Consider the following 24,665-nt stretch of genomic DNA (forward strand, 5'->3'; position numbering starts at 1 on the left):
AGCCGATGAGCGCGCCCCTCAACCTGGTCAACCTCGAGCGGGTGCACAAGGCCCACGGCACGACCGTCGTGCTCGAGGACGTCTCGCTCGGCGTCGCAGCCGGCGAGCGGATCGGGATCGTCGGCCGCAACGGCGGCGGCAAGAGCACGCTCCTGTCGCTGATCACCGGCACCGACGACCCGGACTCGGGCCGTGTGACCCGCCGCGGCGACCTCGCGATGGGCGTGCTCGACCAGTCCGGCACCCTCCCGCCCGGGACGACGGTGCGCGACGTCGTCCTGCCCCCGTCGATGTTCGCCGCCGAGCACGAGTGGGCCGGCGACCCCGCCGTCCGCTCGGTCCTGACCGGCCTGGAGCTCGACCGGCTGGGGCTGGACGCGCCGGTGGCGCCGATGTCCGGGGGCGAGCGTCGCCGCGTCGCGCTGGCCGCCCAGCTCATCCGGCCGCTGGACCTGCTGGTGCTCGACGAGCCCACCAACCACCTCGACGTCGAGGGGGTGGCGTGGCTCGCCGAGTACGTGAAGCAGCGCAGCGGCGGCCTCGTCGTCGTCACCCACGACCGGTGGTTCCTCGACGAGGTCTGCACCACCACGTGGGAGGTCGCTGACGGCGACGTCCACTCCTACGACGGCGGTTACTCGGCGTACACGCTGGCCCGGGCCGAGCGCGCCCGGATCGCCTCGGTCACCGAGGAGCGGCGGCTGAACCTGGTGCGCAAGGAGCTGGCCTGGCTGCGCCGCGGCCCGCCGGCCCGCACCAGCAAGCCCCGGTTCCGCATCGAGGCCGCGCAGGCGCTGATCGCCGACGAGCCGCCGGCCCGCGACTCGATGGCGCTCAAGGGCTTCGCCGCCCGGCGCCTGGGCCGGACCGTCTACGACGTGGAGGACGTCGACTACGCCGTGCCCACCGACGAGGGCCCCCGGACGCTGTTCCGCGACCTCACGTGGCACGTCGGCCCCGGTGACCGGATCGGCATCGTCGGGGTCAACGGCGCGGGCAAGACGTCGCTGCTCAAGCTGCTCGTGGGCGAGACGCAGCCCGACTCGGGATCCGTCGTCGTCGGGCAGACGGTGTCTCCGGCGTACCTGTCGCAGCACGTCACCGAGCTGCCGCGCGCGCTCCGGGTGGTGGAGGCGGTGCAGGAGGTCGCGCGCATCGCCCGCATCGGCAACCAGGAGATCTCCGCCTCGTCGCTGGCCGAGCGCTTCGGCTTCCTCGCCAACCGGCAGTGGACGCCGGTCGGCGACCTCTCCGGCGGCGAGCGGCGGCGGCTGCAGCTGCTGCGCCTGCTCATGGCCGAGCCCAACGTGCTGATCCTCGACGAGCCGACCAACGACCTGGACATCGACACCCTCACGGCGCTGGAGGACCTGCTCGACAGCTTCCCCGGCACGGTGCTGGTGGTCAGCCACGACCGGTACTTCGTCGACCGCGTGTGCGACAAGGTGGTCGCGCTGCTCGGCGATGGCACGCTGGCCGAGCTCCCCGGCGGGGTGGAGGAGTACCTGCGGCGCCGAGCGGCCGGCGGCGCCCCGCTGACCACGGCGGACGGGAGCGACGGTCCGCGTCCGGTGGGCGCGCCCTCGACGTCGGCCCCCGCGGTGTCGGCGGCCGAGGCGCGGGCGGCGAAGAAGGAGGCCGCCAAGCTGGAGCGGCGGATGCTCAAGCTGGACGCCGACGAGAAGAAGCTGCACGAGCAGCTCGCGGCGGCGGCCACCGACTACGCGAAGGCCGCCGAGCTCGACGCCCGGCTGAAGGAGCTGCAGGCGGAGAAGGAGCAGGTGGAGGAGGAGTGGCTGGCCGCGGCGGAGACCGCCGAGGGCTGAGCGCTCGTCGTCTTCCCTCGCGTGGCCCGGCCGCCGTCCTCCCTCACGGCGGCGCGTCCTCCCTCACGGCGCACGGTGAGGGAGGACGCTCGATGATCAGGCAACCTGATCATCGCCGGGGCGGCGGGGCGGCGGGGCGGCGGGGCGGCGGGGCGGCGGGGCGCGTCGGGCGCGGTGGCCTTCGCCTGCGCGAGCGGGCTGGTCACGTCGGGCGGACGTCGGGGTCCGGCCGTAATCTGAGGCCACCGCCGGCCGTCCCCGGACGTCTGTGGTCGTCCCCGAGCCCACCGAGACTCCCGGAGACCCGTGCTCGCTGTCCTGCTGCTGCACCTGCTGGCCGCGCTGGTGGCACCGCTGCTCGTGCGCTGGTGGGGCCGGAACGCCTTCCTGGCGCTGGCGCTGGTGCCGGCGGTGGGCTTCGCGTGGGTGCTGACCCGGCTGGCCACGGTGACCGGCGGCGGCGAGGTCACCGAGACCGTCCCCTGGGTGCCGGCCCTCGGCCTCGAGGTGGCCCTCCGGCTGGACGCCCTGTCGCTCACCTTCGCTCTGCTGGTCACCGGGGTCGGCGCGCTGGTGATGGTCTACTGCGCGCGCTACTTCGAGCCCGGCGACGAGGGGACGCCGCGGTTCGCCGGCAACCTCACCGCGTTCGCCGGCTCCATGCTGGGCCTGGTCCTGGCCGACGACCTGCTGATGCTCTACGTCTTCTGGGAGCTCACGACCGTCTTCTCGTTCCTGCTCATCGGCGGCTCGGGGGCGAAGCTGGCGGCCCGGCGGGCGGCCAGCCAGGCGCTCATCCTGACCACCGCGGGCGGGCTGGCCATGCTCGTCGGGCTGATCATGCTCGGCGAGACCAGCGGCAGCTACCTGCTGTCGGAGGTGGTCGCCGACCCGGGCAGCGGTCCGCTCCTGGTGGCCGGGACGATGCTGGTCGTCGTCGGCGCGGTCACCAAGTCCGCGATGATCCCGTTCCACTTCTGGCTGCCCGCCGCCATGGAGGCGCCCACCCCGGTCAGCGCCTACCTGCACGCCGCCGCCATGGTGAAGGCCGGCATCTACCTGGTGGCGCGGCTGGCCCCCGGGTTCGCCGACGTGCCCGGCTGGCGGCCGGTCGTGCTCGGTCTGGGCCTGGCCACGATGCTGGTCGGCGGCTACCGCGCGCTGCGCCAGAACGACCTCAAGCTGCTGCTGGCCTTCGGCACGGTCAGCCAGCTGGGCTTCCTCATGGTGCTCGTCGGCGGGGGGAGCCGGGAGCTGGCCGCCGCCGGGCTGGCCATGACGCTGGCGCACGGGCTGTTCAAGTCCACGCTCTTCCTCACCGTCGGGGTCGTCGACCACGCCACCGGCACCCGCGACCTGCGCCGGCTGTCCGGGCTGGGCCGGCGGCTGCCCGTGGTGGCGGCGATCGGGACGCTCGCCGCGCTCAGCATGGCCGGTGTCCCCCCGCTGCTCGGGTTCGTCGGCAAGGAGGCGGCGTTCACCGCGCTGTGGGACGGCGGGCTGCCCGACCGGACGGCGGCCGTCGTCGTCCTCGTCGGGCTGGTGCTCGGCTCGGTGCTCACCGCCGCCTACACGCTGCGCTTCCTGTGGGGCGCCTTCGCCCGCAAGCCGGGCCTGGAACCGGAGGAGCCCGCCGAGCTGCTCCACCCGCCGCACGCGCTGTTCCTCGCCGCCCCCGCGGCGCTGGCGCTGACCGGGCTGCTCGCCGGACCGTTCAGCCCGGTGCTCGAGCCGCTGGTCGCCGGGTACGCCGACGGGCTGCCGCTCGTGGCCGAGGAGGCCGAGAAGCTGGCGCTGTGGCACGGCTGGCAGCCGGCCCTGGCGCTGTCGGCGCTCACCCTGCTCGGCGGCGCGGCGCTCTTCGCCGCGCGCTCGGCGGTGTTCCGCTTCCAGCAGCGGCGGGCCGTCGGCGCCTCGGCCGACGAGGGCTACTGGAACACCATGCAGGCTCTCGACCGGCTCGCGGTGCTGGTCACCGGCACCACCCAGCGCGGCTCGCTGCCGGCCTACCTGGGCACCATCCTCGTCGTCGTCCTGGCCCTGCCCGGGTCGATCCTGCTGTTCCGGGCGCCGTGGCCGGGGGAGTGGCGGGCGTGGGACACCCCGATCCAGGCGCTGGTCGGGGCGGTGGTGCTGCTCGCCGCCGTCATGGCGCTGCGGATCCGCCAGCGGCTGTCGGCGGTGCTGGTCGTCGGCGTCACCGGTTACGGCCTCGCCGTCCTCTTCGCCCTGCAGGGCGCCCCCGACCTCGCGCTCACCCAGTTCCTCGTCGAGACCCTCACCCTGGTCGTCTTCGTGCTCGTCCTGCGCAAGCTGCCCAAGGACATCTCCGAGCGGCACCGGCCCGGCGAGCGGGCGGTCCGCGGGGTGATCGCCGCGGGCGTGGGGCTGTTCATGGGGGCGGTCGGCGCGGTGACACTCAGCGCCCGCGAGGCGACGCCGGTGTCGGTCGACTTCCCCGAGGCGGCGTACGAGATCGGCGGTGGCAGCAACGTCGTCAACGTGACGCTGGTCGACCTCCGGGCGTGGGACACGCTCGGTGAGATCTCCCTGCTGGTCGTCGCGGCCACGGGCGTGGCCAGCCTGGTCTTCCTCCGGCGGCGCACCGGCGTGGTGGAGCGGCTGGACCCGGTGCGGGCGGCCCGCGCCGCCCGCCGGTCGCGCCGGGCGCCCCGGCGGCAGTGGCTCTCGGCGACGGCGGCGCTCTCGCCCGAGCGGCGCTCGGTGGTGCTCGAGGTGATCACCCGCATCCTGTTCCACACCATCGTCGTGTTCTCCGTCTACCTGCTGTTCAGCGGGCACAACCAGCCGGGCGGAGGCTTCGCCGGCGGGCTCGTCGCGGGGCTGGCGCTCGTGCTCCGCTACCTGGCCGGCGGCCGCTACGAGCTCGGCGAGGCGGCGCCGGTCGACCCGGGTCTGCTGCTGGGCGCGGGGCTGCTGTTCGCCGGCGGGACCGGCGCCATGGGACTGGTGCTCGGCGCCGAGGTGCTGGAGACGGCGATCCTCGAGACGACGCTGCCGGTGCTGGGCGACGTCAAGCTCGTCACCTCGCTCTTCTTCGACGCAGGGGTCTACCTCATCGTGATCGGCCTGGTCCTCGACGTGCTCCGCAGCCTCGGGGCGGAGCTCGACCGCCAGGCCGACGAGAATGACCCGATCGAGGTCGGCGCGGACGAGGTGGTGCTCCGATGACCCCGACCGTCGTCCTGCCGGTCATCGTCGCGGGCCTCTACGCCGCCGGCGTGTACCTGCTCATGGACCGCAGCCTCACCCGCGTCCTGCTCGGCTTCCTGCTGCTGGGCAACGCGACCAACCTGCTGCTGCTCTCCGCCGGGGGGCCGACGGGGCTTGCGCCCATCGTGGGCTTCGCCGAGCCCGAGGAGATGAGCGACCCGCTGCCGCAGGCGCTCGTCCTCACGGCGATCGTCATCACCTTCGGCATCGCGTCGTTCCTGCTGGCCCTGATCTACCGCTCCTGGCGGCTCGTCCGCCAGGAGGTCGTCGGGATCGACGAGGAGGACCGGCGGGTGGCTGCCCGCTCGGGCACCGATGCCGACGAGATCGACCCCGACGACCTCGCCCCCGAGGACCGGCCGGCCGGGCACGCCGACAGCCTGCACGGCGAGGGGGACGACGTCGAGGAGCTGCTGCGGCGGCACTACGCCGGCGTCCCGTCCGACGACGTCGACCTGCCGCCCACCCGGCGGAGGCGCTCGTGACCGGCATCCTCAGCCCGCTCCCGGTGCTGCTGCCGCTGCTGGGCGCGGCGGCCGCCCTGCTGGTCGGTGGCCGGCACCCGCGGGTGCAGCGCACGCTGAGCATCCTGGTGCTGACCACGGTCCTCGGTGTGTCGGTGGCGCTGCTCTTCCTCGCCGACGCCCAGGGGGCGGTGGCGGTGTCGCTGGGCGGCTGGGAGGTGCCGCTGGGCATCGTGCTGGTCGTCGACCGGCTGTCGGCGCTGATGCTCGTGGTCGCCTTCACCGTGGGCCTGGGCGTGCTCGTCTTCGCGGTTGGCCAGGGTGCGGCCGACGGCGACGAGGAGGCGCCGGTGTCGATCTTCCACCCGACGTTCCTGGTGCTCATGGCGGGCGTGGCCAACGCCTTCCTCGCCGGCGACCTGTTCAACCTCTACGTCGGCTTCGAGATCCTGCTGACCGCCAGCTACGTGCTGCTGACCCTCGGCGGCTCGGCACCCCGGATCCGCGCGGGCGTCACCTACATCATCGTCAGCCTGCTCAGCTCGCTGCTGTTCCTCGCCGCGATCGCCCTGGTCTACGCCTCGACCGGCACGGTCAACATGGCCCAGCTGGCCGGGCGGCTGGGGGAGCTGCCCGAGGGCACGCAGCTGCTCATCCACGCGCTGCTGCTGATCGCCTTCTCGATCAAGGCGGCGGTCTTCCCGCTGTCGGCCTGGCTGCCCGACAGCTACCCGACCGCACCCGCTCCGGTCACCGCGGTGTTCGCCGGGCTGCTGACCAAGGTGGGCGTGTACGCGATCATCCGCACGCAGACGCTGCTCTTCCCCGGTGGCGGGCTGGACACGGTGCTCATGTGGGCAGCCCTGGCCACCATGCTGATCGGCATCCTCGGCGCCGTGGCGCAGGCCGACATCCGGCGGATCCTGTCGTTCACCCTGGTCAGCCACATCGGGTACATGGTGTTCGGCATCGCGCTCGCCTCCCGGGCGGGGCTGGCCGGCGCCGTCTTCTACGTCGTCCACCACATCGCCATCCAGACCACGCTCTTCCTCGTCGCGGGTCTGGTCGAGCGGCAGGGCGGGGCGACGGCGGTCGACCGGCTGGGCGGCCTGGCCAAGGCCTCGCCGCTGCTCGCCGTCCTCTTCTTCGTCCCCGCCATGAACCTGGCCGGCATCCCCCCGTTCTCCGGGTTCATCGGGAAGCTGGGGCTGCTCGAGGCTGGCGTGGCCGACGGCGGGTGGCTGCCCCTGGTCCTCGTGGCCGGTGGCGCGGTCACCAGCCTGCTCACCCTGCTCGCGGTCTCGCGGGTGTGGACCCGGGCGTTCTGGCGGCCACCGGCCGATGCGCCGGCCGGGGACACCGACGCGGCAGCGGCGGCGGACGCGGGGCCCGAGCTCCACCCCGAGCCGCTGCCCCAGCCGCCCACGCCCGAGCCCGGTGAGCCGCAGGCCGACGGCCCCGGGCCCACGGACGACAGGGAGCCGGTACCGGTGGATGCCACGGCCCCGGGTGCCGCGAACGCCGCCGGTCCCGGCCGTTCGGCGGCGCGGCGGGCGGCCTGGGAGCGGCACACGGCGGTGGCGACGGCGACGACGCCGGCCACGGACGGCTTCGGCGAGGACCCGGAGCAGGTCCGGCCGGACCGGCCGCTGCCGCGGGTCATGCTCGCCGCCACCGCCGCGATGGTCACCGTGACCGTGTCGCTCACCGTCCTGGCCGGGCCGCTGTACGCGGTGGCCGACCGCGCGGCGGGCGACCTGCTCGACCGCCGTCCGTACGTGACGGCGGTCGTCGACGCGGAGAACGCCCCGTGAGCGGGGTGCCGCGCGAGAGCGCAGGCAGCGGCATGGCCCACCAGTTGCGCCACCAGCTGCCCCTGCTGGTCTGGCTGGTGCTGGTGTGGAACCTGCTCTGGGGCACGTGGTCGTGGGCCAACCTGCTGTCCGGTGCGGTGGTCGCGCTGGCCGTGACGCTGCTGCTGCCGCTGCCGCCGGTGGTCGGCGGCGTCACCGTGCGCCCGGTCCGGCTGCTGGCGTTCGTCGGCACCTTCCTGGCGGACCTGGTGACCTCCGGGGCCCAGGTGGCGTGGCAGACGGTGCGCCCGAGCGGCATCAGCCGCAGCGCGATCATCATGGTCCAGCTGCGCACGGACTCCGACCTGCTGCTGACGATCATCACCGAGGCCCTGACGCTGGTGCCCGGGTCGATGGTCATCGACATGGACCGGGAGCAGCGGCGGCTGGCGGTGCACGTCCTGCACGTGACCGACGCGCGCGACGTGGAGCGCCAGCGGGAGTCGGTGCTGACCATGGAGGAGCGCGTGGTCCGGGCGTTCGGCTCGCCCGACGAGGTGGCGGCCGTCAGCGCCGGCGCCCCGACCGACTCCGTCGGCGAGGGGCGGAGGACACCGTGACCGTCGTCTACTGGGCGGCCTACCTCCTGCTGGGCACCGGGGCGCTGCTCGCGCTGGTGCGGCTGGCGCTGGGCCCCTCGTTGCTCGACCGGGTGGTCGCGACCGACACGCTGCTGGTGATCATCGCGGCCGGGCTGGCCGTCCACGCGACGCTGGAGCGGGATCCCACGGTGGTGCCCGTGCTCGTCGTGGTGTCGCTGCTGGCGTTCGTCGGCTCGGTGTCGGTGGCCCGCTACATCGGCGGCATGCTCATCCACTCGAACCTGGGCACGCAGGGGATCGACGTCGACGACCGGCCGGCCGACGGGGAGGTGTCGCGGTGAACGACGTCGAGACCGTGGGCGACGGGATCGCCGTCGCGCTGGTGCTGCTGGGTTCGGTGCTGTGCCTCACCGCGGGGCTGGGGCTGCTCCGCTTCCCCGACGTGCTCGCCCGGATGCACGCGGGCACGAAGCCGCAGGTGCTCGGGGTCCTGCTGATCATGGTGGGGGGAGCGATCCGACTGCAGGGCTGGTCGGCGACGTGGATGCTGCTGCTGGTCGCGGTCTTCCAGATGCTCACCGCACCCGTGAGCGCGCACATGATCAGCCGGGTCGCCTACCGGCGCCGGCACGTGCGCCGCGACCTGCTGCTGGTCGACGAGCTGCACACCGAACGCCGGCCCGACCGGGTCTACCGCGGGGACGAGCCGGCCGACGCCCCGCCGGAGGACCCGGGGCGGGCGCTGGCGGAGAGCCGCCGCGAGGAGCGGGAGGACGGGGCGCGCTGAGCGGCGCGCCCCGTCCCGGCCGGATCAGCGCTCAGCGCGGTTGACCGCGGAGACGATGGCGCGCAGGGAGGCGGTGAGGATGTTCGGGTCGATGCCCACGCCCCACAGCACCCGGTCGCCGACGGCGCACTCGACGTAGGCCGCCGCGCGGGCGTCGCCGCCGGCGGACATGGCGTGCTCGGCGTAGTCCAGCACGCGGACGTCGACGTCGACGGTCTTCAGCGCGTCCACGAACGCGGCGATCGGGCCGTTGCCGCGGCCCTCCACCGTCACCGGTACGCCCGAGTCGACGAGCTCCACGACCACCTCGTCGAGCTGGTCGGCGTGCGCGGTGTGCCGGTGGCCGCTGAGCGAGAAGCGCCCCCACGGGGCGTCGGCGTCGGGCAGGTACTCGTTGGAGAACGCCGTCCACATCTGCTCGGCGGTCACCTCGCCGCCCTCGTCCTCGGTGTGCCGCTGGACGACGGCGCTGAACTCGATCTGCAGCCGGCGCGGCAGGTCCAGGTGGTTCTCGGTCTTCATGATGTAGGCGACGCCGCCCTTGCCGGACTGGCTGTTCACCCGGATCACGGCCTCGTAGCTGCGACCGACGTCCTTGGGGTCGATCGGCAGGTACGGCACGGCCCACGTCTGCTGCTCGACCGGGACCCCGGCCGCGGTCGCGTCGGCCTGCAGCGCCTTGAAGCCCTTGTTGATGGCGTCCTGGTGGGAGCCGGAGAAGGCGGTGTAGACGAGGTCGCCGCCGTAGGGGTGCCGCTCGTGGACGCCGAGCTGGTTGCAGTACTCGACGGTGCGGCGGATCTCGTCGATGTCGGAGAAGTCGATCTGCGGGTCGATGCCCTGGCTGAACAGGTTCAGGCCCAGGGTGACCAGGTCGACGTTGCCGGTGCGCTCGCCGTTGCCGAACAGGCAGCCCTCGATGCGGTCGGCGCCGGCCCGGTAGCCGAGCTCGGCCGCGGCGACGGCGGTGCCGCGGTCGTTGTGCGGGTGCAGGCTCAGGATCACCGAGTCGCGCCGGCCCAGGTGGCGGTGCATCCACTCGACCTGGTCGGCGTAGACCGTCGGCTCGGCCATCTCGACCGTGGCCGGCAGGTTGAGGATCGTCGGCCGGTCGGGGGTGGGCTCCCAGACGTCGGTGACGGCGTCGCAGATCTCGACGGCGAAGTCGAGCTCGGTGCCGGTGAACGACTCGGGGGAGTACTCGAACCGGATGTCGGTGTCGCCCATCTGCTCGGCGAGCTTGCGCACGACCTGCGCGCCGTGGACGGCGATGTCGACGATGCCGGCGCGGTCGGAGCCGAAGACGACCCGCCGCTGCAGCGTGGAGGTGGAGTTGTAGAGGTGGACGATCGCCTGGTTCGCCCCGCGCAGGGACTCGAAGGTGCGCTCGATCAGCTCGTCACGGGCCTGGGTGAGCACCTGGATCGTCACGTCGTCCGGGACCAGGTCGTCCTCGATCAGCTGGCGGACGAAGTCGTAGTCGGTCTGGCTCGCCGCCGGGAAGCCGACCTCGATCTCCTTGTAGCCCATGCGGACGAGCAGTTCGAACATCCGCCGCTTGCGGTCGGGCGTCATCGGGTCGATCAGCGCCTGGTTGCCGTCGCGCAGGTCGACGGCGCACCAGCGCGGGGCCTGCGTCGTCACGACGTCGGGCCAGGTGCGGTCGTGCAGCGCCACCGGGGCGAAGGGCGCGTAGCGGTGGATCGGCATGCCGGACGGCTGCTGGGGGTGCCGGGCGTGCGGGTGGGTCTCGCTCATGGGGGGAGGGCTCCTGGTACGGGCTGCCGTGCGCGGAGTGCGCACGGCTCCGGGGACGGTCAGCGGACGCCGGGGACGCCGGAACCCCGCGGCGAGGAAGCCGACCTAGGAGAGGGCCTCGCCGCGGCGGGTAAGCAGGAGGCTGCCGCGCACGGCGCCACGGTAGCAGCGGATCGGCCCTGATCGCAGCGCACGGGCGGTCCACGGCGGGGATCGGCAGCACGCGCGCTCGTCGCGCCGGGGGCCGCGTGCGTTGCGCGCCAGGTCACCAGGGGCCAGAGTGTGACGTGCGACACATGTGCGGGATGAGCGTCCAGAGGGGGGCGTCATGTCGGGCTCGATCGACCGGCGTCGTGCCGCGGACCTGGTCGGGACGGCACTGCTGGTGGTGCCCCGTCCGGGGCCCGGCGTGGCGGCTCGGACCGTCGGCGGCGGAGAGCCCGACCACGTAGGCCCCGGGTGAACGCGCTGGTCACCCGTCCGTCCGGGACCACGTCCGAGGCGCACATCGACCCCTCGGTGACCGTCGTCCTCACCGGGGCCCGCCGCCTCCCCTGCACCGACGTGGGCACTCCCGGGTGGCCCGGCTCGTCGGCGCGCCGGTGCGGGGTCACCGGTTGCCGCGACCGACCGTCAGCAGGCCGACCGCACGACGTGGACCGGCGCGACCGGAGGAGGTGAGTCGGCGACCGCACCCGGCAGTGCGGTCAGGAGCGTCGCAGCACGGCGCGGATCGGGCCCGGCCCGCCGCGCATCCAGGCTCATGGAGGGAAACGGACACATGGCAGGCAACAGAGGCGTCGCCTACACCGGCCCCGGCAAGGTCGAGGTGCAGGACATCCCCTATCCGAAGCTGGAACTGCAGGACGGCCCGGGGGTGAATCCCGCGAACGTCGGCCGCAAGACCGAGCACGGGGTCATCCTCAAGGTCGTCACCAGCAACATCTGCGGCAGTGACCAGCACATGGTGCGGGGCCGCACCACCGCTCCCGAGAACCTCGTGCTGGGGCACGAGATCACCGGCGAGGTGATCGAGCGGGGCCGCGACGTCGAGTTCATCGAGGTCGGCGACCTCGTCTCGGTGCCGTTCAACATCGCCTGCGGCCGGTGCCGCAACTGCAAGGAGGGCAAGACCGGGATCTGCCTCAACGTCAACCCCGCCCGCCCCGGCGCCGCCTACGGCTACGTGGACATGGGCGGCTGGGTCGGCGGTCAGGCCGAGTACGTGATGGTTCCCTACGCGGACTGGAACCTGCTGAAGTTCCCCGACCGGGACCAGGCGATGGAGAAGATCCGCGACCTCACGATGCTCTCGGACATCTTCCCGACCGGGTTCCACGGCTGCGTCACGGCCGGGGTGAAGCCCGGCTCCACGGTGTACATCGCCGGTGCGGGGCCGGTCGGCCTGGCCGCCGCCGTCGGCGCGCAGCTGCTCGGGGCGGCCGTCGTCGTCGTCGCCGACCTGGTGGAGGCACGGCTCGCGCAGGCGCGCAGCTTCGGCTGCGAGACGGTGGACATCTCCAAGGGCGATCCCAAGGACCAGATCGAGCAGATCCTCGGCGTCCCCGAGGTGGACTGCGCGGTCGACGCCGTGGGCTTCGAGGCCCGCGGGCACGGTGAGGGCGCTGCGACCGAGGCGCCGGCCACGGTCCTCAACTCCCTCATGGAGCTGACGGCCGCCGGTGGGGCCATCGGCATCCCGGGCCTCTACGTCACCGGAGACCCCGGCGGCATCGACGAGGCGGCCAAGGTCGGTTCCCTGTCGCTGAGCCTCGGCACCGGCTGGGCCAAGTCCCTGTCCTTCACCACCGGCCAGTGCCCCGTCATGCGGTACAACCGCCAGCTGATGATGGCGATCCTGCACGACAAGGTGCAGATCGCGAAGGCTGTGAACGCCACGGTCATCCCCCTCGACCAGGCGCCGCAGGGGTACGCCGACTTCGACAGCGGCGCGGCGAAGAAGTACGTGCTGGATCCGCACGGCATGGTGGCCTGACGAGAGCCTGACCGCTGGCGGGGCGGCGCGCCTCCGGCCGTCGCCCCGTCAGCCGGTCAGAACTGCTTGCGCAGCCGCAGGCGCAGCGGTCGGCCGTCGGGGTCCACCAGCATCCGGTAGACCGGCGTGGCCCAGAGCCTGGTCAGCCGGCCGAGCTTCTCCGGCCGGTGCGGTCGCAGCCGTCCGGGTGGCCGGGCTCCCCGTCGTCCGCCGTCGTGCCACTCCTGGAGTGCACCGGCCCGCTGCTCGAGCGTCGCGACGAAGCGTTCCGGGTCGATCAGCAGCTCGTCCTCGCTGCCGTCCGCCGCCAGGTCGAGGTGCTCGCGGGCCAACTCCAGCCGCAGGTCCCGGGCGAAGGTGCGTGCGCCGTCGCCCGTCCCGGCCGGGTCCAACGGCTCGCGGGGATCGCGGGTGGTGTCGAGGACCGCGGTGGAGAGCTCGCTGTCGTGGGTCCACGAACGGCGGTTGAAGTTGTCGCTGCCGATGCTGGCCCACACGTCGTCCACCACGCAGACCTTGGAGTGCACGTAGACCGGCGTCCCGGCGTGGTTCTCGACGTCGAAGGCGTGGACCCGGTCCACCCCGCCCGCCCGGATGCACAGGTCGATCGCCTGCCGGCGGCCGACGTACTGCGGCGTCGCGTTGAACGCGCCCTCCTGGTCGGGGATCCGGGGGACGACGACGACCAGGTGCAGCCCGGGGTTGTCGGTCAGGGCGTCGGCGAACAGCTGCGCGACCTCCGAGGACCAGAGGTACTGGTCCTCCAGGTAGATCAGCCGCCGGGCCTCCTTGACCGCTTTGGTGTACCCCCGGGCGATGGAACGCTCGCCCTCGGGGGCGAAGTCGTAGCGCGGGCGGATCTTCGGGTAGGTGCGCAGGGTCTGCACGAGGTGCGGACCGCACGGCGGCGGCGGCGGCAGTTCGGGGGGCAGCGGGGAGTGGTCCAGCCGGGCGTGGCGGAACCGGTCGACGACGTACGCGATCGGGTTCCCCTGCACGGGGCTGGTCGGGTCGTCCCAGCGCTCGCGGAACGCGGTGTCCAGGACGGCCACCGCCGGCCCCCGGATCTCGGCCTGCACGTCGTGCCACGGCGGGGTGGGCCCGTACCCGGAGGCCATGTCGACCGCCTGCGGGTCGCCCTCGTGCACGGCGTCGTCGCGGCGGCTGTGGCACAGGTCGATCCCGCCGGCGAAGGCGACGTCGAGCGAGGGGTCGGCGGGGCAGCGGATGACCACGATCTTCTGGTGGTGGCTGCCGACCCGGCGCACGCGCTGGTCGAGCACGACCTTCCCGCCGTCCTCCTCGATCTCCCGGTCCAGCGACCGGTTCTGCTCCTTGCTGTAGGAGAGGGCGTCGGTGTGCGAGCGCCACACCAGACCGCGCACGTCGACGCCGCGGCGCGAGGCCGCGCTGAACAGCTCGTCCACGGTCGGCCCCTCCGGGCGGAGTCGCTGGTCGGGGTCGCCGCGCCAGTCGGTGAACCAGAGGCGGTCGCCCTCGCCCAGCTGCTCGACCACCTCGACGAGCCGCTGGAAGTACGCCGAACCGTGGACGAGCGGACGGACCAGGTTGCCGTCGGTCCAGGCGGGGAGGGGGGTGCCCGGGTTGCCGCGCTCCTCCGCGGTGAGCAGCCAGCGACTCGGATCGTCCACGCGATGATCACAACGGTCGGGCCCGCCGGATGCAAGCGCTCGTGCCGTGGACGACCTCGGTAGCCTCATGTCCCGTGGCCCTCGTCGTCCAGAAGTACGGCGGCTCGTCCGTCGCCTCCGCAGAGCACATGAAGCGCGTCGCGGAGCGGATCGTCGCGGCCAAGAACAACGGCGACGACGTGGTCGTCGTGGTCTCCGCCATGGGCGACACCACCGACGAGCTGCTGGACCTGGCGAGCCAGATCACCGACGACCCGCCCGGTCGCGAGCTGGACATGCTGCTCACCGCCGGCGAGCGGATCTCGATGGCGCTGCTCGCGATCGCGATCTCCGAGCACGGCTACGAGGCCCGCTCCTTCACCGGGTCGCAGGCCGGCGTCATCACCACGTCCAGCCACGGCAAGGCGCGGATCATCGACGTCACCCCGGGCCGCCTCAAGTCGGCGCTCGACGAGGGGTCGGTCGTCATCGTCGCCGGGTTCCAGGGCGTCAGCCAGGACACCAAGGACATCACCACGCTGGGGCGCGGCGGCTCGGACACCACCGCCGTCGCCGTCGCGGCGGCGTTGAACGCCGACGTCTGCGAGATCTACACCGACGTCGACGGTGTCTTCACGGCCGATCCGCGGATCGTCCCGAACGCCCGGCGGCTCGACACCATCACCTACGAGGAGATGCTGGAGCTCGCCGCCTCGGGGGCCAAGGTGCTCATGCTCCGCTGCGTCGAGTACGCCCGCCGCTACGGCATCCCCGTGCACGTCCGCAGCTCCTACTCCCAGCTCCCCGGCACGACCGTGACCGGCTCGATGGAGGACCTCACCGTGGAACAGGCGATCATCTCCGGCGTCGCGCACGACCGCTCCGAGGGCAAGATCACCGTGTTCGGGGTGCCCGACCGGCCGGGCGAGGCGGCGCAGATCTTCCGCGTCCTCGCCGACGCCGAGGTCAACATCGACATGATCGTGCAGAACGTGTCGGCCGAGGCCTCCAAGCTCGCCGACATCTCCTTCACGCTGCCCAAGAGCGACGGCCCCGCCGCGCTGGCCGCCCTCGAGAAGGTCAAGCACACCGTCGGCTACACCGACGTCAGCTTCGACCAGCACATCGGGAAGGTGAGCCTGGTGGGTGCGGGCATGCGCTCCCACCCGGGCGTCTCGGCGAAGTTCTTCGGCGCGCTGGCCGACGCGGGTGTCAACCTGGAGCTGATCAGCACCTCGGAGATCCGCATCTCCGTGGTGTGCCGCGACACCGACGTCGACATCGCCGTCCGCGCGGTGCACGACGCCTTCGACCTGGGCACCGACGAGGCCCAGGCCGTGGTCTACGGAGGGACCGGACGATGAGCACGAACGGTGGGCTGCGCGTCGGCATCGTCGGCGCGACCGGGCAGGTCGGGCGGGTGGTGCGCGACCTCCTCGCGGAGCGCGCCTTCCCCCTCGACGAGCTGCGCTTCTTCGCCTCCGCCCGCTCGGCCGGCAGCACCCTGCCCTGGGCCGGCGGCGAGATCACCGTGGAGGACGCCGCCACCGCCGAGCCGGCGGGGCTGGACATCGCGATCTTCTCCGCGGGGGCCACCACCTCGCGGGCGCAGGCGCCGCGGTTCGCCGAGGCGGGCGTGACCGTGATCGACAACAGCTCGGCGTTCCGGCGCGACCCCGACGTCCCGCTGGTCGTCAGCGAGGTCAACCCGCAGGCGCTGGGCGAGATCCGCAAGGGCATCATCGCCAACCCGAACTGCACCACCATGGCCGCGATGCCGGTGCTCAAGCCGCTGCACGACGAGGCGCAGCTGACCCGGATCGTCGCCAGCACCTACCAGGCGGTCTCGGGCAGCGGGGTGGCCGGCGTCGAGGAGCTGCACGGCCAGGCGAAGGCCGTGGTGGAGAAGGCCGACGCGCTCGCCCACGACGGGTCGGCCGTGGCCTTCCCCGACCCGGTGAAGTACGTCGCCCCGATCGCGTTCAACGTCCTCCCGATGGCGGGCTCCGTCGTCGACGACGGCTCCTTCGAGACCGACGAGGAGCAGAAGCTCCGCAACGAGAGCCGCAAGATCCTCGGCATCCCCGACCTCCGGGTCGCGGGCACCTGCGTGCGCGTGCCGGTGTTCACCGGGCACTCGCTGTCGCTGAACGTCGAGTTCGCCCGGCCCCTCTCGGTCGAGCGGGCCACCGAGCTGCTGCGGGCGGCGCCCGGGGTCGAGCTCTCCGACGTGCCGAACCCGCTGCAGGCCGCCGGTCGCGACCCCAGCTACGTGGGCCGCATCCGGCAGGACCAGAGCGTGGACGACGGCCGCGGGCTCGTGCTCTTCGTGAGCAACGACAACCTGCGCAAGGGCGCGGCCCTCAACACCGTCCAGATCGCCGAGTTGATCGCCGCCTCCCGTCGTTGATCATCGTCATCCGGCTGCCCGCCACGCCGGTGGGCGCAGCCGGATGACGATGATCACCGCGGGATCTATGGCTTCACGTGTCGTAGCGCGAAGGAGAGCGCCACCTCGACCTGGCGGATCGTCTCCTCGATCACCAGCGAGCCGTGACCGGCGTCGAAGCGGTAGACCTCGTGCGGCTTGCCCAGCCGCTCCAGCTCGCCCAGGTAGTTGTCGATCTGCCGGATCGGGCAGCGCGGGTCGTTGGCGCCGGCGACGACCAGCACCGGCGCGGCGACGGCGTCGACGTAGGTGATGGGGGAGGAGCGCACGTAGACGTCGCGCACCTCCTCCGGGGAGCCGCCGAACAGCGCCCGGTCGTAGGCCCGCAGGCCCTCCATCTCGTCCTCGTAGGCGGCCAGGTAGTCGGCCACCGGGACCTCGGCGATCCCGGCCGCCCAGCGCTCGGGCTGCGTGCCCAGGCCCAGCAGGGTGAGGAACCCGCCCCACGAGCCGCCGCTGAGGAGCGCCCGCTGCGGGTCGACCACGCCCTCGGCCACCAGCGCGTCGTAGACCGCGCCGACGTCCTCGAGCTCGGTGAGCCCTGGGCGCCCGGTCAGCGCGTCGCGCCAGGCCGAGCCGTAGCCCGTCGAGCCCCGGTAGTTGACGTGCACGACCGCGTAGCCGGCGTCCACGTAGGCCGCCCGTCGGGCGCGGTAGGAGTCGTCGTCGGCCGCCTCCGGGCCGCCGTGCACCAGGAACGCCGTCGCGTGCGGCCCGTCGCCCGCCGGGCGCACCAGCAGCGCGTGCACCTCGCCGCCCGGGCCGGGGACCCACCGGTCCTCGACCGGGTAGGCCGCGGGCGGCTCCTGGTCGGAGACCGAGAGCACCACGGGACCGTCGGCGCGGCGGATGACCGGCGGGCGCTCGGAGTTCGACCAGGCCAGCTCCACGGTGCCGTCGGGGCGGGCGGTGGCGCCGCGGACGACGCCCGGCGGGGTGTCCAGCTTCTCCAGCGCACCGGTGGCGAGGTCGTAGCGGTAGAGCTCGCTGCGGGCCGCGTGGTCGTGGCCCACCAGCAGCGCCGAGCCGTCGGGGTACCAGCCGGCGGTCACGTCGCCGGGCAGGTCGAGCACGATCTCGGTCTCGGAGTCGGCGGCGACGTCCCAGACCAGCAGCTCCTCGCGGCCCCGGCGCTCGTGCCCGACCAGCAGCCGGCGGTCACCGGGCAGCGGCGCGAACTCCAGGGCGTGCAGCCCGCGGCCCTCGCCGTCCCACTTCTCGGCCACGACGGCGTCGTCGGAGGTCCGCAGCACGCGCAGCGCCGGGTAGCGCGGGTCGCCGTGCTCGGAGTGCGAGACGACCAGCAGCTCGTCGTCGCGGGTCAGCGCGTCGACCGAGGCCGGGTCGGGGTGCCGGTAGACCACGCGGGGCGTCCCGCCGGTGGGCGCCACCCACAGCTCGCTGCCGTCGTCGGTGCTGCGGCCGATCGCGACCAGCTCCCGGCCCAGCTCCAGCCCTGCCGGGTAGGCCGGACCGACCTCGGGGACGGCGACGGTGTCCTCGCCGCCCTCGAAGGGCTGGGTCGTCCAGACGCCGAACTCGTCGCCGTCGGTGTCGGCGAACCACCAGATGGTCGACCCGTCGCGGTCCAGCGTCGCGATCAGCGTGCCGTTGGGCCGGTCGGTGACCTGGCGGTGGGTGCCGGTCTCGCGGTCCCAGGCGTACTGCTCGACGACGCCGCTGACGTCGGAGCTGTACAGGTTCCGGTGGGGCGCGTCCTCGGCCCAGTCGGGCAGCGACACCCGGGGAGCGCGGAAGCGGGCCTGCCAGCGGGCGGTGACCTCGGGGGGGAGGGCGGCGGATGCGGTCTGCTCAGCGGTCACGCGTCCATCCTCGCAGCGGCCCGGGAACGACTCAGGGGCCGCCTCGCGGCGGCCCCTGAGCTGAGGGTCGGGGTGACAGGATTTGAACCTGCGGCCTCGTCGTCCCGAACGACGCGCGCTACCAAGCTGCGCCACACCCCGAGGTGCGTCGACGAGTCTAGCGCTAGGCGCGGGGCGGCTCGGCGGCGGGGGACCGGCGGTTCAGGAGGGCCGCGCCGTGAGCGTCAGCAGCGTCGCCTCGGGCGGGCAGGCGAAGCGCACGGGTGCATAGGGGCTGGTGCCCAGCCCCGCCGACACGTGCAGCCAGGTGCCGGCCGGGTGCTCCGGCGTCGGCTCCGCCCAGCGGTGCAGCCAGCGCACGCGGTCGCGGTCGATGCCGCAGTTGGTGACCAGCGCGCCGTAGAACGGCACCCGCAGCTGGCCGCCGTGGGTGTGGCCGCACAGCAGCAGGTCGTAGCCGTCGGCGGCGAACCGGTCGAGCACCCGCGGCTCGGGAGAGTGCGCCAGGCCGATCCGGACGTCGGCCGCAGGGTCAGCGGGGCCGGCGACCAGGTCGTAGCGGTCCCGCCGCAGGTGCGAGTCGTCGACGCCGGCGAAGACGATCCGCCGTCCGCCGACGGTGAGCTCGCCCGCGGCGTTGGTGAGGTCCAGCCAGCCGCGCCCGCGCATGCCGTCGCGCAGGTCCTGCCAGGGCAGCTCCTCGCCGTGCACGCGCTTGTGGTCGCGCTTGAAGTACTTCAACGGGTTCTTCGGCCGCGGGGCGAAGTAGTCGTTGCTGGCGAGGACGAAGGCCCCGGGCCGGTCCATGAGGGGGTCCATCGCGCTCAGGGTGGGCGCCACGGCGTCGAAGCCCGCGAGGTTGTCGCCGGTGTTGATCACCAGATCCGGCTCGAGCGCGGCCAGCCCCGCGACCCACTCCTGCTTGCTGCGCTGCCCGGCCGTCATGTGCAGGTCGGAGAGCTGCAGGATCGTCAGCGGGGCCGACCCGGGGGCGAGCACCGGGACGTCGAAGCGGCGCAGGGTCCAGCGGGTGCGCTCGTAGAGGCTCGCGTAGGCGGTCACGGCCGCGCCCGAGGCGACGGCGGCGGTGGGGAGGGCGGTGTACCAGCGCACCCGCCGAGCCTACGGGCGCACCCGGGGACGGCGTCGTGTCAGGCTGGAGCCGTGTCCGACCTCAAGGAACAGCTGCGCACCGACCTGACCACCGCCATGAAGGCCCGCGACGAGCTGCGCACCGCCACGCTCCGCATGGTGCTGGCCGCCGTCAGCGCCGAGGAGGTGTCGGGCAAGGAGTCGCGCGAGCTCAGCGACGACGAGGTGCAGGCCGTGCTCCGCCGCGAGGCGAAGAAGCGCCGCGAGGCCGCGGAGGCCTTCGGCTCCGCCGGGCGCACCGAGCAGGCCGCCCGCGAGCAGGCCGAGGGCGAGGTGCTGGCCGGCTACCTGCCCGCACAGCTCGAGGACGCCGACCTCGCCGCGATCGTCGCCGACGTCATCACCCGCACCGGCGCCTCCGGCATGAAGGACATGGGCAAGGTCATGGGCGCCGCCAACGGCGTCGTGGCCGGCCGCGCCGAGGGCTCCCGGGTCGCCGCGGAGGTCCGCCGCCAGCTCGGCTGACCACCGCCCGGAGGACGCGCGAGGGGCCGGACCCGTGGGTCCGGCCCCTCGTCGTGGGCCAGGTCAGTCCGTGACGGTGACCTCGTCCGTGTCCGGTGCCGGGATCCCGGCCTCGGCCGCCGGCTGCTCCGTCGCGGCCTCGGCCGCCGGCTGCTCCGTCGCGGGCTCGGCCGGCTGCTCCGTCCCGGCCGGCTGCTCCGGCTGCGGCGGTGCCTCAGGCGCCGGCGGTGGGGTGGTGCTGCCGCCGGTGTTCCCGGACCGGTTGCCCGAACGGCTGGACGCGTTGTCGTCGGGCCGGAACGGGCTGCTGACCTCCGGCGGGGCGTCGACGCCGCGACCGGCGTACCGCGGGTCGGCCGGCGGGAACGGCACAGGCTCCTGGCTGGTCAGGATCGGCGCCATCGCCTGGCGCCAGATGCCGGCCGGCAGCCCACCGCCGTAGCTGCCGACGTCGTTGGTGTCCCGCGGGCGGAACAGCATGACGCTGGCGGCGAACCGGGGCGTCGTCCCCACGAAGGCCACGGAATCCCGCTCGTTCACCGTTCCCGTCTTGCCTGCGATCTGGTGGCCGGGGATGTGCGCGCGGGCACCGGTCTGCAGCGGGTTCCCCGGCTGGACGTCCTTGATCATCATCTGGTTCAGCGTGTTCGCGAGGCCGGGCTCGATCACCTGCTCGCAGGCGTTCTCCCCGACCACGGGCTGCCCGTCCTCGCCGAGGAGCGGCTCGCCGTTCGGCGTGGTGATCGACAGCACCGGGGTCGGGGTGCACTTGACCCCGCCGGCGGCGATCGTCGCGTAGGCGTTGGCCAGGTCGAGCGGGCTCACGCCGTCGGTACCGAAGGCGAAGGAGGGCCGGTTCTCGTCGATGATCTGCTGCGCCGGGGTCTGGGTGACCGAGTAGTCGAAGGTCATGCCCAGGCGCTCGGCCATGCGGACGGCCGGCTCGATGCGGCCGAGCGCGTCCTCCAGCGCCAGGAAGTAGGTGTTGGAGGACATGTACAGCGCCTGGGTCATGGTCAGCGTGCGCGGGTAGCTGTTGCCCACGTTGCCGACCGAGTACGGCTCGATCCGCCGGGTCTCGGGGTTGTAGCTCTCGTAGACCGTGGAGCGGTAGGGCTCGTTCGTGGTGATGGTGTGGCTGGCCGGCAGCCCCTGCTCCAGCGCGGCGGCCGCGACGAAGGTCTTGAAGGTGGACCCCGAACCCTTCGTCGGGATGGTCGCGAAGTTGACCGACTCGCAGTCCGGGGCGTCGCAGCCGAAGCGGCGGTTGACGCTCATCGCGAGCACCTTGCCGGTGCCGGGCTCGATCACGTCGTAGACGGCGACGGTCCCCGCCCCCATGGCCACGGTGTCCAGCACGGCCTGGTCGCCGGCGATCTGCATGTCCGGGCGAAGCGTCGTGGTGATCGTCAGCCCGCCCTTCTCCAGCTGCGCCTTGGTCAGCCCCAGGTCCTGGATCAGGTGCTGCCGGGTGAAGTCGCAGAAGAAGCCGCCGATGGTCGCGTCGATGCAGCCGTTCGGCGGTGCCTGGCCCGGCGCCACCTGCACCGGCTGCGGGGTGATCTCCGCGAGCTCCTGCTCGGTGACGTGACCCAGGTCGTGCATGCGCTGCAGCACCTGGTTGCGCCGGATCTGGGCGTTCTCCGGGTTGTTGATCGGCTCGTCGTAGAACGGGCTCTGCACCAGCCCGGCGAGCATCGCCGCCTGGGGCAGGGTGAGGTCCGCGGCGTTCACGCTGAAGTAGCGCTGGGCGGCGGCCTGGATGCCGTAGGCGCCCTGCCCGAAGTAGACGATGTTCAGGTAGCGGGTGAGGATCTCGTCCTTGGAGTAGGTGTCCTCCAGGGCCAGGGCGAGCCGCGCCTCCCGCAGCTTGCGCCCGACTGTCTCGGCGTCGGCGGCCTCCCGGTCCTCCTCCGTCGTCGCCGTCTGCAGCAGGGTCTGCTTCACCAGCTGCTGGGTGAGGGTGGAGCCACCCTCCTGGACCGAACCGGCGGCGACGTTGCGCACCAGCGCGCGCATGGTGCCCTGCACGTCGAGGCCGTTGTGGTCGTAGAAGCGGGAGTCCTCGATGTCGACGAGGGCCTGCTTCATGACGTCGGCGATCTGGTCGGAGGTCACCGGGGTGCGGTTGTGCTCGTAGAAGTTCGTGATCAGCGAGCCGTCGGAGGCCAGCACCCGGGTGACGCCCGCAGGGGTCTTGTCGGTGAGCTCCACCGGCAGGGCGTCCAGCAGGGACACGGAGTTGCGTGCCGCCAGGCCGGTGCCTCCGATCCAGGGCAGCATGAGTCCGGCCAGCAGCGCACCGGCGACGACGATCGTCGCGGCGAGCTTGGCGAGCAGACGGGTCGTGGCGCGCGCGTTCTCCGACATCGCGGTCAGGGTACGTCGCCCGGACGGGTGAGAGCCGTGCTCAGGCGCGGCGCGCGGGGAGGACGCGCGTGCGGGGCGTGCCGGTCGGCGTGTCGTCGTCCGGCCCGGTCAGCGCCTCGGCCATCACCCGCAGCCCCTCGAGGTCGTGCACGTCGCCGGCGGCGGCCGGCACCGTCCGCAGCGCGACGTCGGGGTGGGCGCTGGTGAAGCGGTCGGCCAGGTGCTGCTCGCGGATGGCCTGCTGCATGCGCTCGGCGTGCACCCGCAGCGCGGCGGCGGCCAGCGCGGCGCCGTCGTCGCCGCTCTCGGCGACCTCCTCGGCGGCGCCCTCGGCCCGCGTCGCCGACAGTGCCGTGGTGGCCGGGGGGTGGGTGCGGTTGACGACGAGCCCGGCGAGCGGCATCCCCTCGGCGGAGAGGCGGTCGACGAAGTAGGAGGCCTCGCGCAGGGCGTCCGGCTCGGGGGCGGCGACGACGACGAACCACGTGCCGGGGCGGCGCAGCAGCTCGAACGTCGCGGTGGCGCGCTCCCGGAACCCGCCGAACATGGTGTCCAGCGCGGAGACGAACGCGGAGATGTCCCGCAGCAGCTGGCCGCCGAGGATCTTGCTGACGATCCGGCTGAACAGCAGGAAACCGGCGCTGGCGAACTTGAACCCGGCCCGGCTGGGCGCCATCAGCAGCCGGATCATCGTGCCGTCGAGGAAGCGGCCCATCCGGTTCGGGGCGTCGAGGAAGTCCAGCGCCGACCGCGACGGCGGGGTGTCCACGATGATCAGGTCCCACTGGTCGCTGGCCCGCAGCTGGCCCAGCTTCTCCATCGCCATGTACTCCTGCGTCCCGGCGAAGGAGGAGGAGAGCGCCTGGTAGAAGGGGTTGTCCAGGATCAGCTGGGCGCGCTCGGGCGTGGAGTGAGCGGTGACGATGTCGTCGAACGTCCGCTTCATGTCCAGCATCATCGCGTGCAGCTCGCCCGGCGCCCCGGGGACGTCGACCTGCCGCGGCTCGTTGTCCAGCTCGGTCAGCCCCAGGGACTGGGCCAGCCGGCGGGCCGGGTCGATCGTCAGGACGACGACGGTGCGCCCTGCCTCCGCGGCGGCGAGCGCGAGGGCCGCGGACGTCGTCGTCTTGCCCACGCCGCCGGCGCCGCAGCAGACGACGATGCGGGTCTGCCGGTCCTCGATCAGCGCGGCCAGGTCCATCGCCGGCGCCTCGCGGGGCGCACGGGACCCGGCGGCCGCCCGGGCCGCCGTCGTGTCCGCGGCCATCAGCGGGTCACCGCCGCGGCCAGGTGGTCCTCGAGCCGGCCGGCGAGCTCGAAGAGGCAGCCGAGGTCCATCGGGCCCGGCAGCAGCGGTATCTCGACGATCGGGCGGCCGAGCCCCTCGACCTGGGCGCGCAGCGCGTCCTGCGACGCCCAGCGGCGGGCGTGCTCCACCACCTGGGAGACCAGTGCCTCGGCCAGCTGCTCGGCGCCGGGCAGGTGCGCGGCGCCCAGCGCGGGGGCGAGCTCCGCTGCGGTCAGCTCGCCGGCGACCGCGCGGGACAGGGCCTCCGGCGGCAGCACCGGCTCCGCGGCCATGTTGACCACCACCGAGCCCAGGGGCAGCCCGGCGGCCTGCAGCTCGGTGATGGCGTCCGCGGTCTCCTGCACGGGCATGTCCTCCAGGAGCGTCACCACGTGCACCGCCGTCTCGGGGGAGCGCAGCACCGCCATGACGCCGTCGCTCTGGGTCTTGATCGGGCCGGACCGTGCCAGCTGCGACATCTCCCCGGTGACCCCGAGGAAGCGCGTGATCCGCCCGGTGGGCGGCGCGTCGACGACGACGAAGTCGTAGACGTGCCGGCCGTCCTTGCGGCGGGTGACCGCCTCCTTGATCTTCCCGGTGATCAGGACGTCGCGGAGCCCCGGGGCGATGGCGGTGGCGAAGTCGATGGCGCCCATCTTCCGCAGCGCCCGGCCCGCCCGCCGCAGGTTGTAGAACATGTCGAGGTAGTCCAGCAGCGCCTCCTCGACGTCGATGGCCAGCGCCTTCACCTCGCCCCCGCCGCGGGCGACGGCCACCCGCCGCTCCTCGTAGGGCAGCGGCGGGGTGTCGAACAGCTGGGCGATGCCCTGCCGGCCCTCGGTCTCCACGAGGAGCACCGAGCGCCCGTCGGCGGCCAGTGCCAGGGCCAGCGCTGCGGCGACGGTGGTCTTGCCCGTCCCGCCCTTGCCGGTGACCACGTGCAGGCGCGCGGGTGTCAGTTCGGGGGGCACCGCCCCAGCCTAGGAGAAGGACCCCGTGCCCCCCACTCCTCGCAGGTTCGGAGCGG

General features: G+C 73.4%; 18 protein-coding genes and 1 tRNA gene. 11 read left to right on the forward strand and 8 right to left on the reverse strand.

All coding sequences use genetic code 11. The features are described from left to right. Positions 1-5 precede the first annotated feature (5 nt). The 7 genes from ACI792_RS17815 to mnhG all read left to right on the forward strand — a co-directional run bounded on the left by ACI792_RS17815 (position 6) and on the right by mnhG (position 8,706). On the forward strand, positions 6-1,826 hold the full coding sequence (locus ACI792_RS17815) for an ABC-F family ATP-binding cassette domain-containing protein (protein ID WP_456603777.1): 1,821 nt from the start codon (positions 6-8) through the stop codon (positions 1,824-1,826). Positions 1,827-2,132: 306 nt separating this feature from the next. After that, positions 2,133-5,018, forward strand: coding sequence for a Na+/H+ antiporter subunit A (locus tag ACI792_RS17820; RefSeq protein ID WP_456603778.1), 2,886 nt, complete (start codon positions 2,133-2,135; stop codon positions 5,016-5,018). Continuing rightward, positions 5,015-5,545, forward strand: a complete 531-nt coding sequence (locus tag ACI792_RS17825; protein WP_456580185.1) for a Na(+)/H(+) antiporter subunit C — start codon at positions 5,015-5,017, stop codon at positions 5,543-5,545. The genes ACI792_RS17820 and ACI792_RS17825 overlap by 4 nt, the downstream gene beginning before the upstream one ends. After that, positions 5,542-7,338 carry a Na+/H+ antiporter subunit D gene (locus ACI792_RS17830; RefSeq protein WP_456603779.1) on the forward strand — a complete coding sequence of 599 codons (1,797 nt, stop codon included), beginning with the start codon at positions 5,542-5,544 and terminating at the stop codon, positions 7,336-7,338. Before ACI792_RS17825 ends, ACI792_RS17830 begins: the two co-directional genes overlap by 4 nt. Then, positions 7,335-7,937, forward strand: coding sequence for a Na+/H+ antiporter subunit E (locus tag ACI792_RS17835; RefSeq protein WP_456603780.1), 603 nt, complete (start codon positions 7,335-7,337; stop codon positions 7,935-7,937). The genes ACI792_RS17830 and ACI792_RS17835 overlap by 4 nt, the downstream gene beginning before the upstream one ends. Continuing rightward, positions 7,934-8,260, forward strand: coding sequence for a monovalent cation/H+ antiporter complex subunit F (locus ACI792_RS17840; protein ID WP_456603781.1), 327 nt, complete (start codon positions 7,934-7,936; stop codon positions 8,258-8,260). The genes ACI792_RS17835 and ACI792_RS17840 overlap by 4 nt, the downstream gene beginning before the upstream one ends. Then, on the forward strand, positions 8,257-8,706 hold the full coding sequence (gene mnhG / locus ACI792_RS17845) for a monovalent cation/H(+) antiporter subunit G (RefSeq protein ID WP_456603782.1): 450 nt from the start codon (positions 8,257-8,259) through the stop codon (positions 8,704-8,706). Before ACI792_RS17840 ends, mnhG begins: the two co-directional genes overlap by 4 nt. A gap of 24 nt (positions 8,707-8,730) precedes the next feature. Here the strand turns inward: mnhG and leuA are convergent, their stop codons facing one another. Further along, positions 8,731-10,464 (reverse strand): 2-isopropylmalate synthase, encoded by a 1,734-nt coding sequence (gene leuA, locus ACI792_RS17850; RefSeq protein ID WP_456603783.1) that lies wholly within the window; start codon positions 10,462-10,464, stop codon positions 8,731-8,733. A 781-nt stretch (positions 10,465-11,245) separates the two neighbouring features. Here leuA and fdhA point away from each other — a divergent pair. After that, positions 11,246-12,460, forward strand: coding sequence for a formaldehyde dehydrogenase, glutathione-independent (gene fdhA, locus ACI792_RS17855; RefSeq protein ID WP_456603784.1), 1,215 nt, complete (start codon positions 11,246-11,248; stop codon positions 12,458-12,460). Positions 12,461-12,516: 56 nt separating this feature from the next. Here the strand turns inward: fdhA and ACI792_RS17860 are convergent, their stop codons facing one another. Continuing rightward, on the reverse strand, positions 12,517-14,112 hold the full coding sequence (locus tag ACI792_RS17860; RefSeq protein WP_456603785.1) for a phospholipase D-like domain-containing protein: 1,596 nt from the start codon (positions 14,110-14,112) through the stop codon (positions 12,517-12,519). A gap of 74 nt (positions 14,113-14,186) precedes the next feature. Between ACI792_RS17860 and ACI792_RS17865 the strand changes: the two genes are divergently transcribed. Both ACI792_RS17865 and ACI792_RS17870 read left to right on the forward strand, forming a co-directional pair. Beyond that, a complete protein-coding gene (locus tag ACI792_RS17865) occupies positions 14,187-15,455 on the forward strand; it encodes an aspartate kinase (RefSeq protein WP_456580193.1) in 1,269 nt (422 codons plus the stop codon). Continuing rightward, a complete protein-coding gene (locus tag ACI792_RS17870; protein WP_456603786.1) occupies positions 15,452-16,501 on the forward strand; it encodes an aspartate-semialdehyde dehydrogenase in 1,050 nt (349 codons plus the stop codon). The genes ACI792_RS17865 and ACI792_RS17870 overlap by 4 nt, the downstream gene beginning before the upstream one ends. 65 nt (positions 16,502-16,566) lie before the next feature. Here the strand turns inward: ACI792_RS17870 and ACI792_RS17875 are convergent, their stop codons facing one another. The 3 genes from ACI792_RS17875 to ACI792_RS17885 all read right to left on the reverse strand — a co-directional run bounded on the left by ACI792_RS17875 (position 16,567) and on the right by ACI792_RS17885 (position 19,476). Then, positions 16,567-18,363, reverse strand: coding sequence for a prolyl oligopeptidase family serine peptidase (locus ACI792_RS17875; protein ID WP_456603787.1), 1,797 nt, complete (start codon positions 18,361-18,363; stop codon positions 16,567-16,569). 67 nt (positions 18,364-18,430) lie between these two features. Next, positions 18,431-18,504 (reverse strand) — tRNA-Pro (locus tag ACI792_RS17880). Between the two features lie 60 nt (positions 18,505-18,564). Beyond that, positions 18,565-19,476 (reverse strand): metallophosphoesterase, encoded by a 912-nt coding sequence (locus ACI792_RS17885; RefSeq protein WP_456603788.1) that lies wholly within the window; start codon positions 19,474-19,476, stop codon positions 18,565-18,567. 51 nt (positions 19,477-19,527) lie between these two features. On the opposite strand from ACI792_RS17885, the gene ACI792_RS17890 reads away from it, so the two are divergent. Next, positions 19,528-19,980, forward strand: coding sequence for a GatB/YqeY domain-containing protein (locus ACI792_RS17890; protein WP_456603789.1), 453 nt, complete (start codon positions 19,528-19,530; stop codon positions 19,978-19,980). 63 nt (positions 19,981-20,043) lie between these two features. On the opposite strand, the gene ACI792_RS17895 is transcribed toward ACI792_RS17890, so the two are convergent. From ACI792_RS17895 to ACI792_RS17905, 3 genes are read right to left on the reverse strand one after another with little or no spacing between them, the layout of a single operon-like run. After that, a complete protein-coding gene (locus ACI792_RS17895) occupies positions 20,044-22,350 on the reverse strand; it encodes a transglycosylase domain-containing protein (protein WP_456603790.1) in 2,307 nt (768 codons plus the stop codon). 40 nt (positions 22,351-22,390) lie between these two features. Continuing rightward, positions 22,391-23,617, reverse strand: coding sequence for an ArsA family ATPase (locus ACI792_RS17900; protein WP_456580199.1), 1,227 nt, complete (start codon positions 23,615-23,617; stop codon positions 22,391-22,393). Then, positions 23,617-24,609 (reverse strand): ArsA-related P-loop ATPase, encoded by a 993-nt coding sequence (locus ACI792_RS17905; protein WP_456603791.1) that lies wholly within the window; start codon positions 24,607-24,609, stop codon positions 23,617-23,619. The genes ACI792_RS17900 and ACI792_RS17905 overlap by 1 nt, the downstream gene beginning before the upstream one ends. Positions 24,610-24,665: the final 56 nt, after the last annotated feature.

It is taken from the genome of Blastococcus sp. SYSU DS0669, assembly GCF_054050895.1.

What these genes read in the sequence shown, in the direction of transcription:
- ACI792_RS17815 (WP_456603777.1), top strand. Translation starts at nt 6, where the DNA reads ATGAGCGCGCCCCTCAACCTGGTCAACCTCGAGCGGGTGCACAAGGCC.
- fdhA (WP_456603784.1), top strand. Translation starts at nt 11,246, where the DNA reads ATGGCAGGCAACAGAGGCGTCGCCTACACCGGCCCCGGCAAGGTCGAG.
- ACI792_RS17870 (WP_456603786.1), top strand. Translation starts at nt 15,452, where the DNA reads ATGAGCACGAACGGTGGGCTGCGCGTCGGCATCGTCGGCGCGACCGGG.
- ACI792_RS17895 (WP_456603790.1), bottom strand. Translation starts at nt 22,350, where the DNA reads ATGTCGGAGAACGCGCGCGCCACGACCCGTCTGCTCGCCAAGCTCGCC.
- ACI792_RS17825 (WP_456580185.1), top strand. Translation starts at nt 5,015, where the DNA reads ATGACCCCGACCGTCGTCCTGCCGGTCATCGTCGCGGGCCTCTACGCC.
- ACI792_RS17900 (WP_456580199.1), bottom strand. Translation starts at nt 23,617, where the DNA reads ATGGCCGCGGACACGACGGCGGCCCGGGCGGCCGCCGGGTCCCGTGCG.
- leuA (WP_456603783.1), bottom strand. Translation starts at nt 10,464, where the DNA reads ATGAGCGAGACCCACCCGCACGCCCGGCACCCCCAGCAGCCGTCCGGC.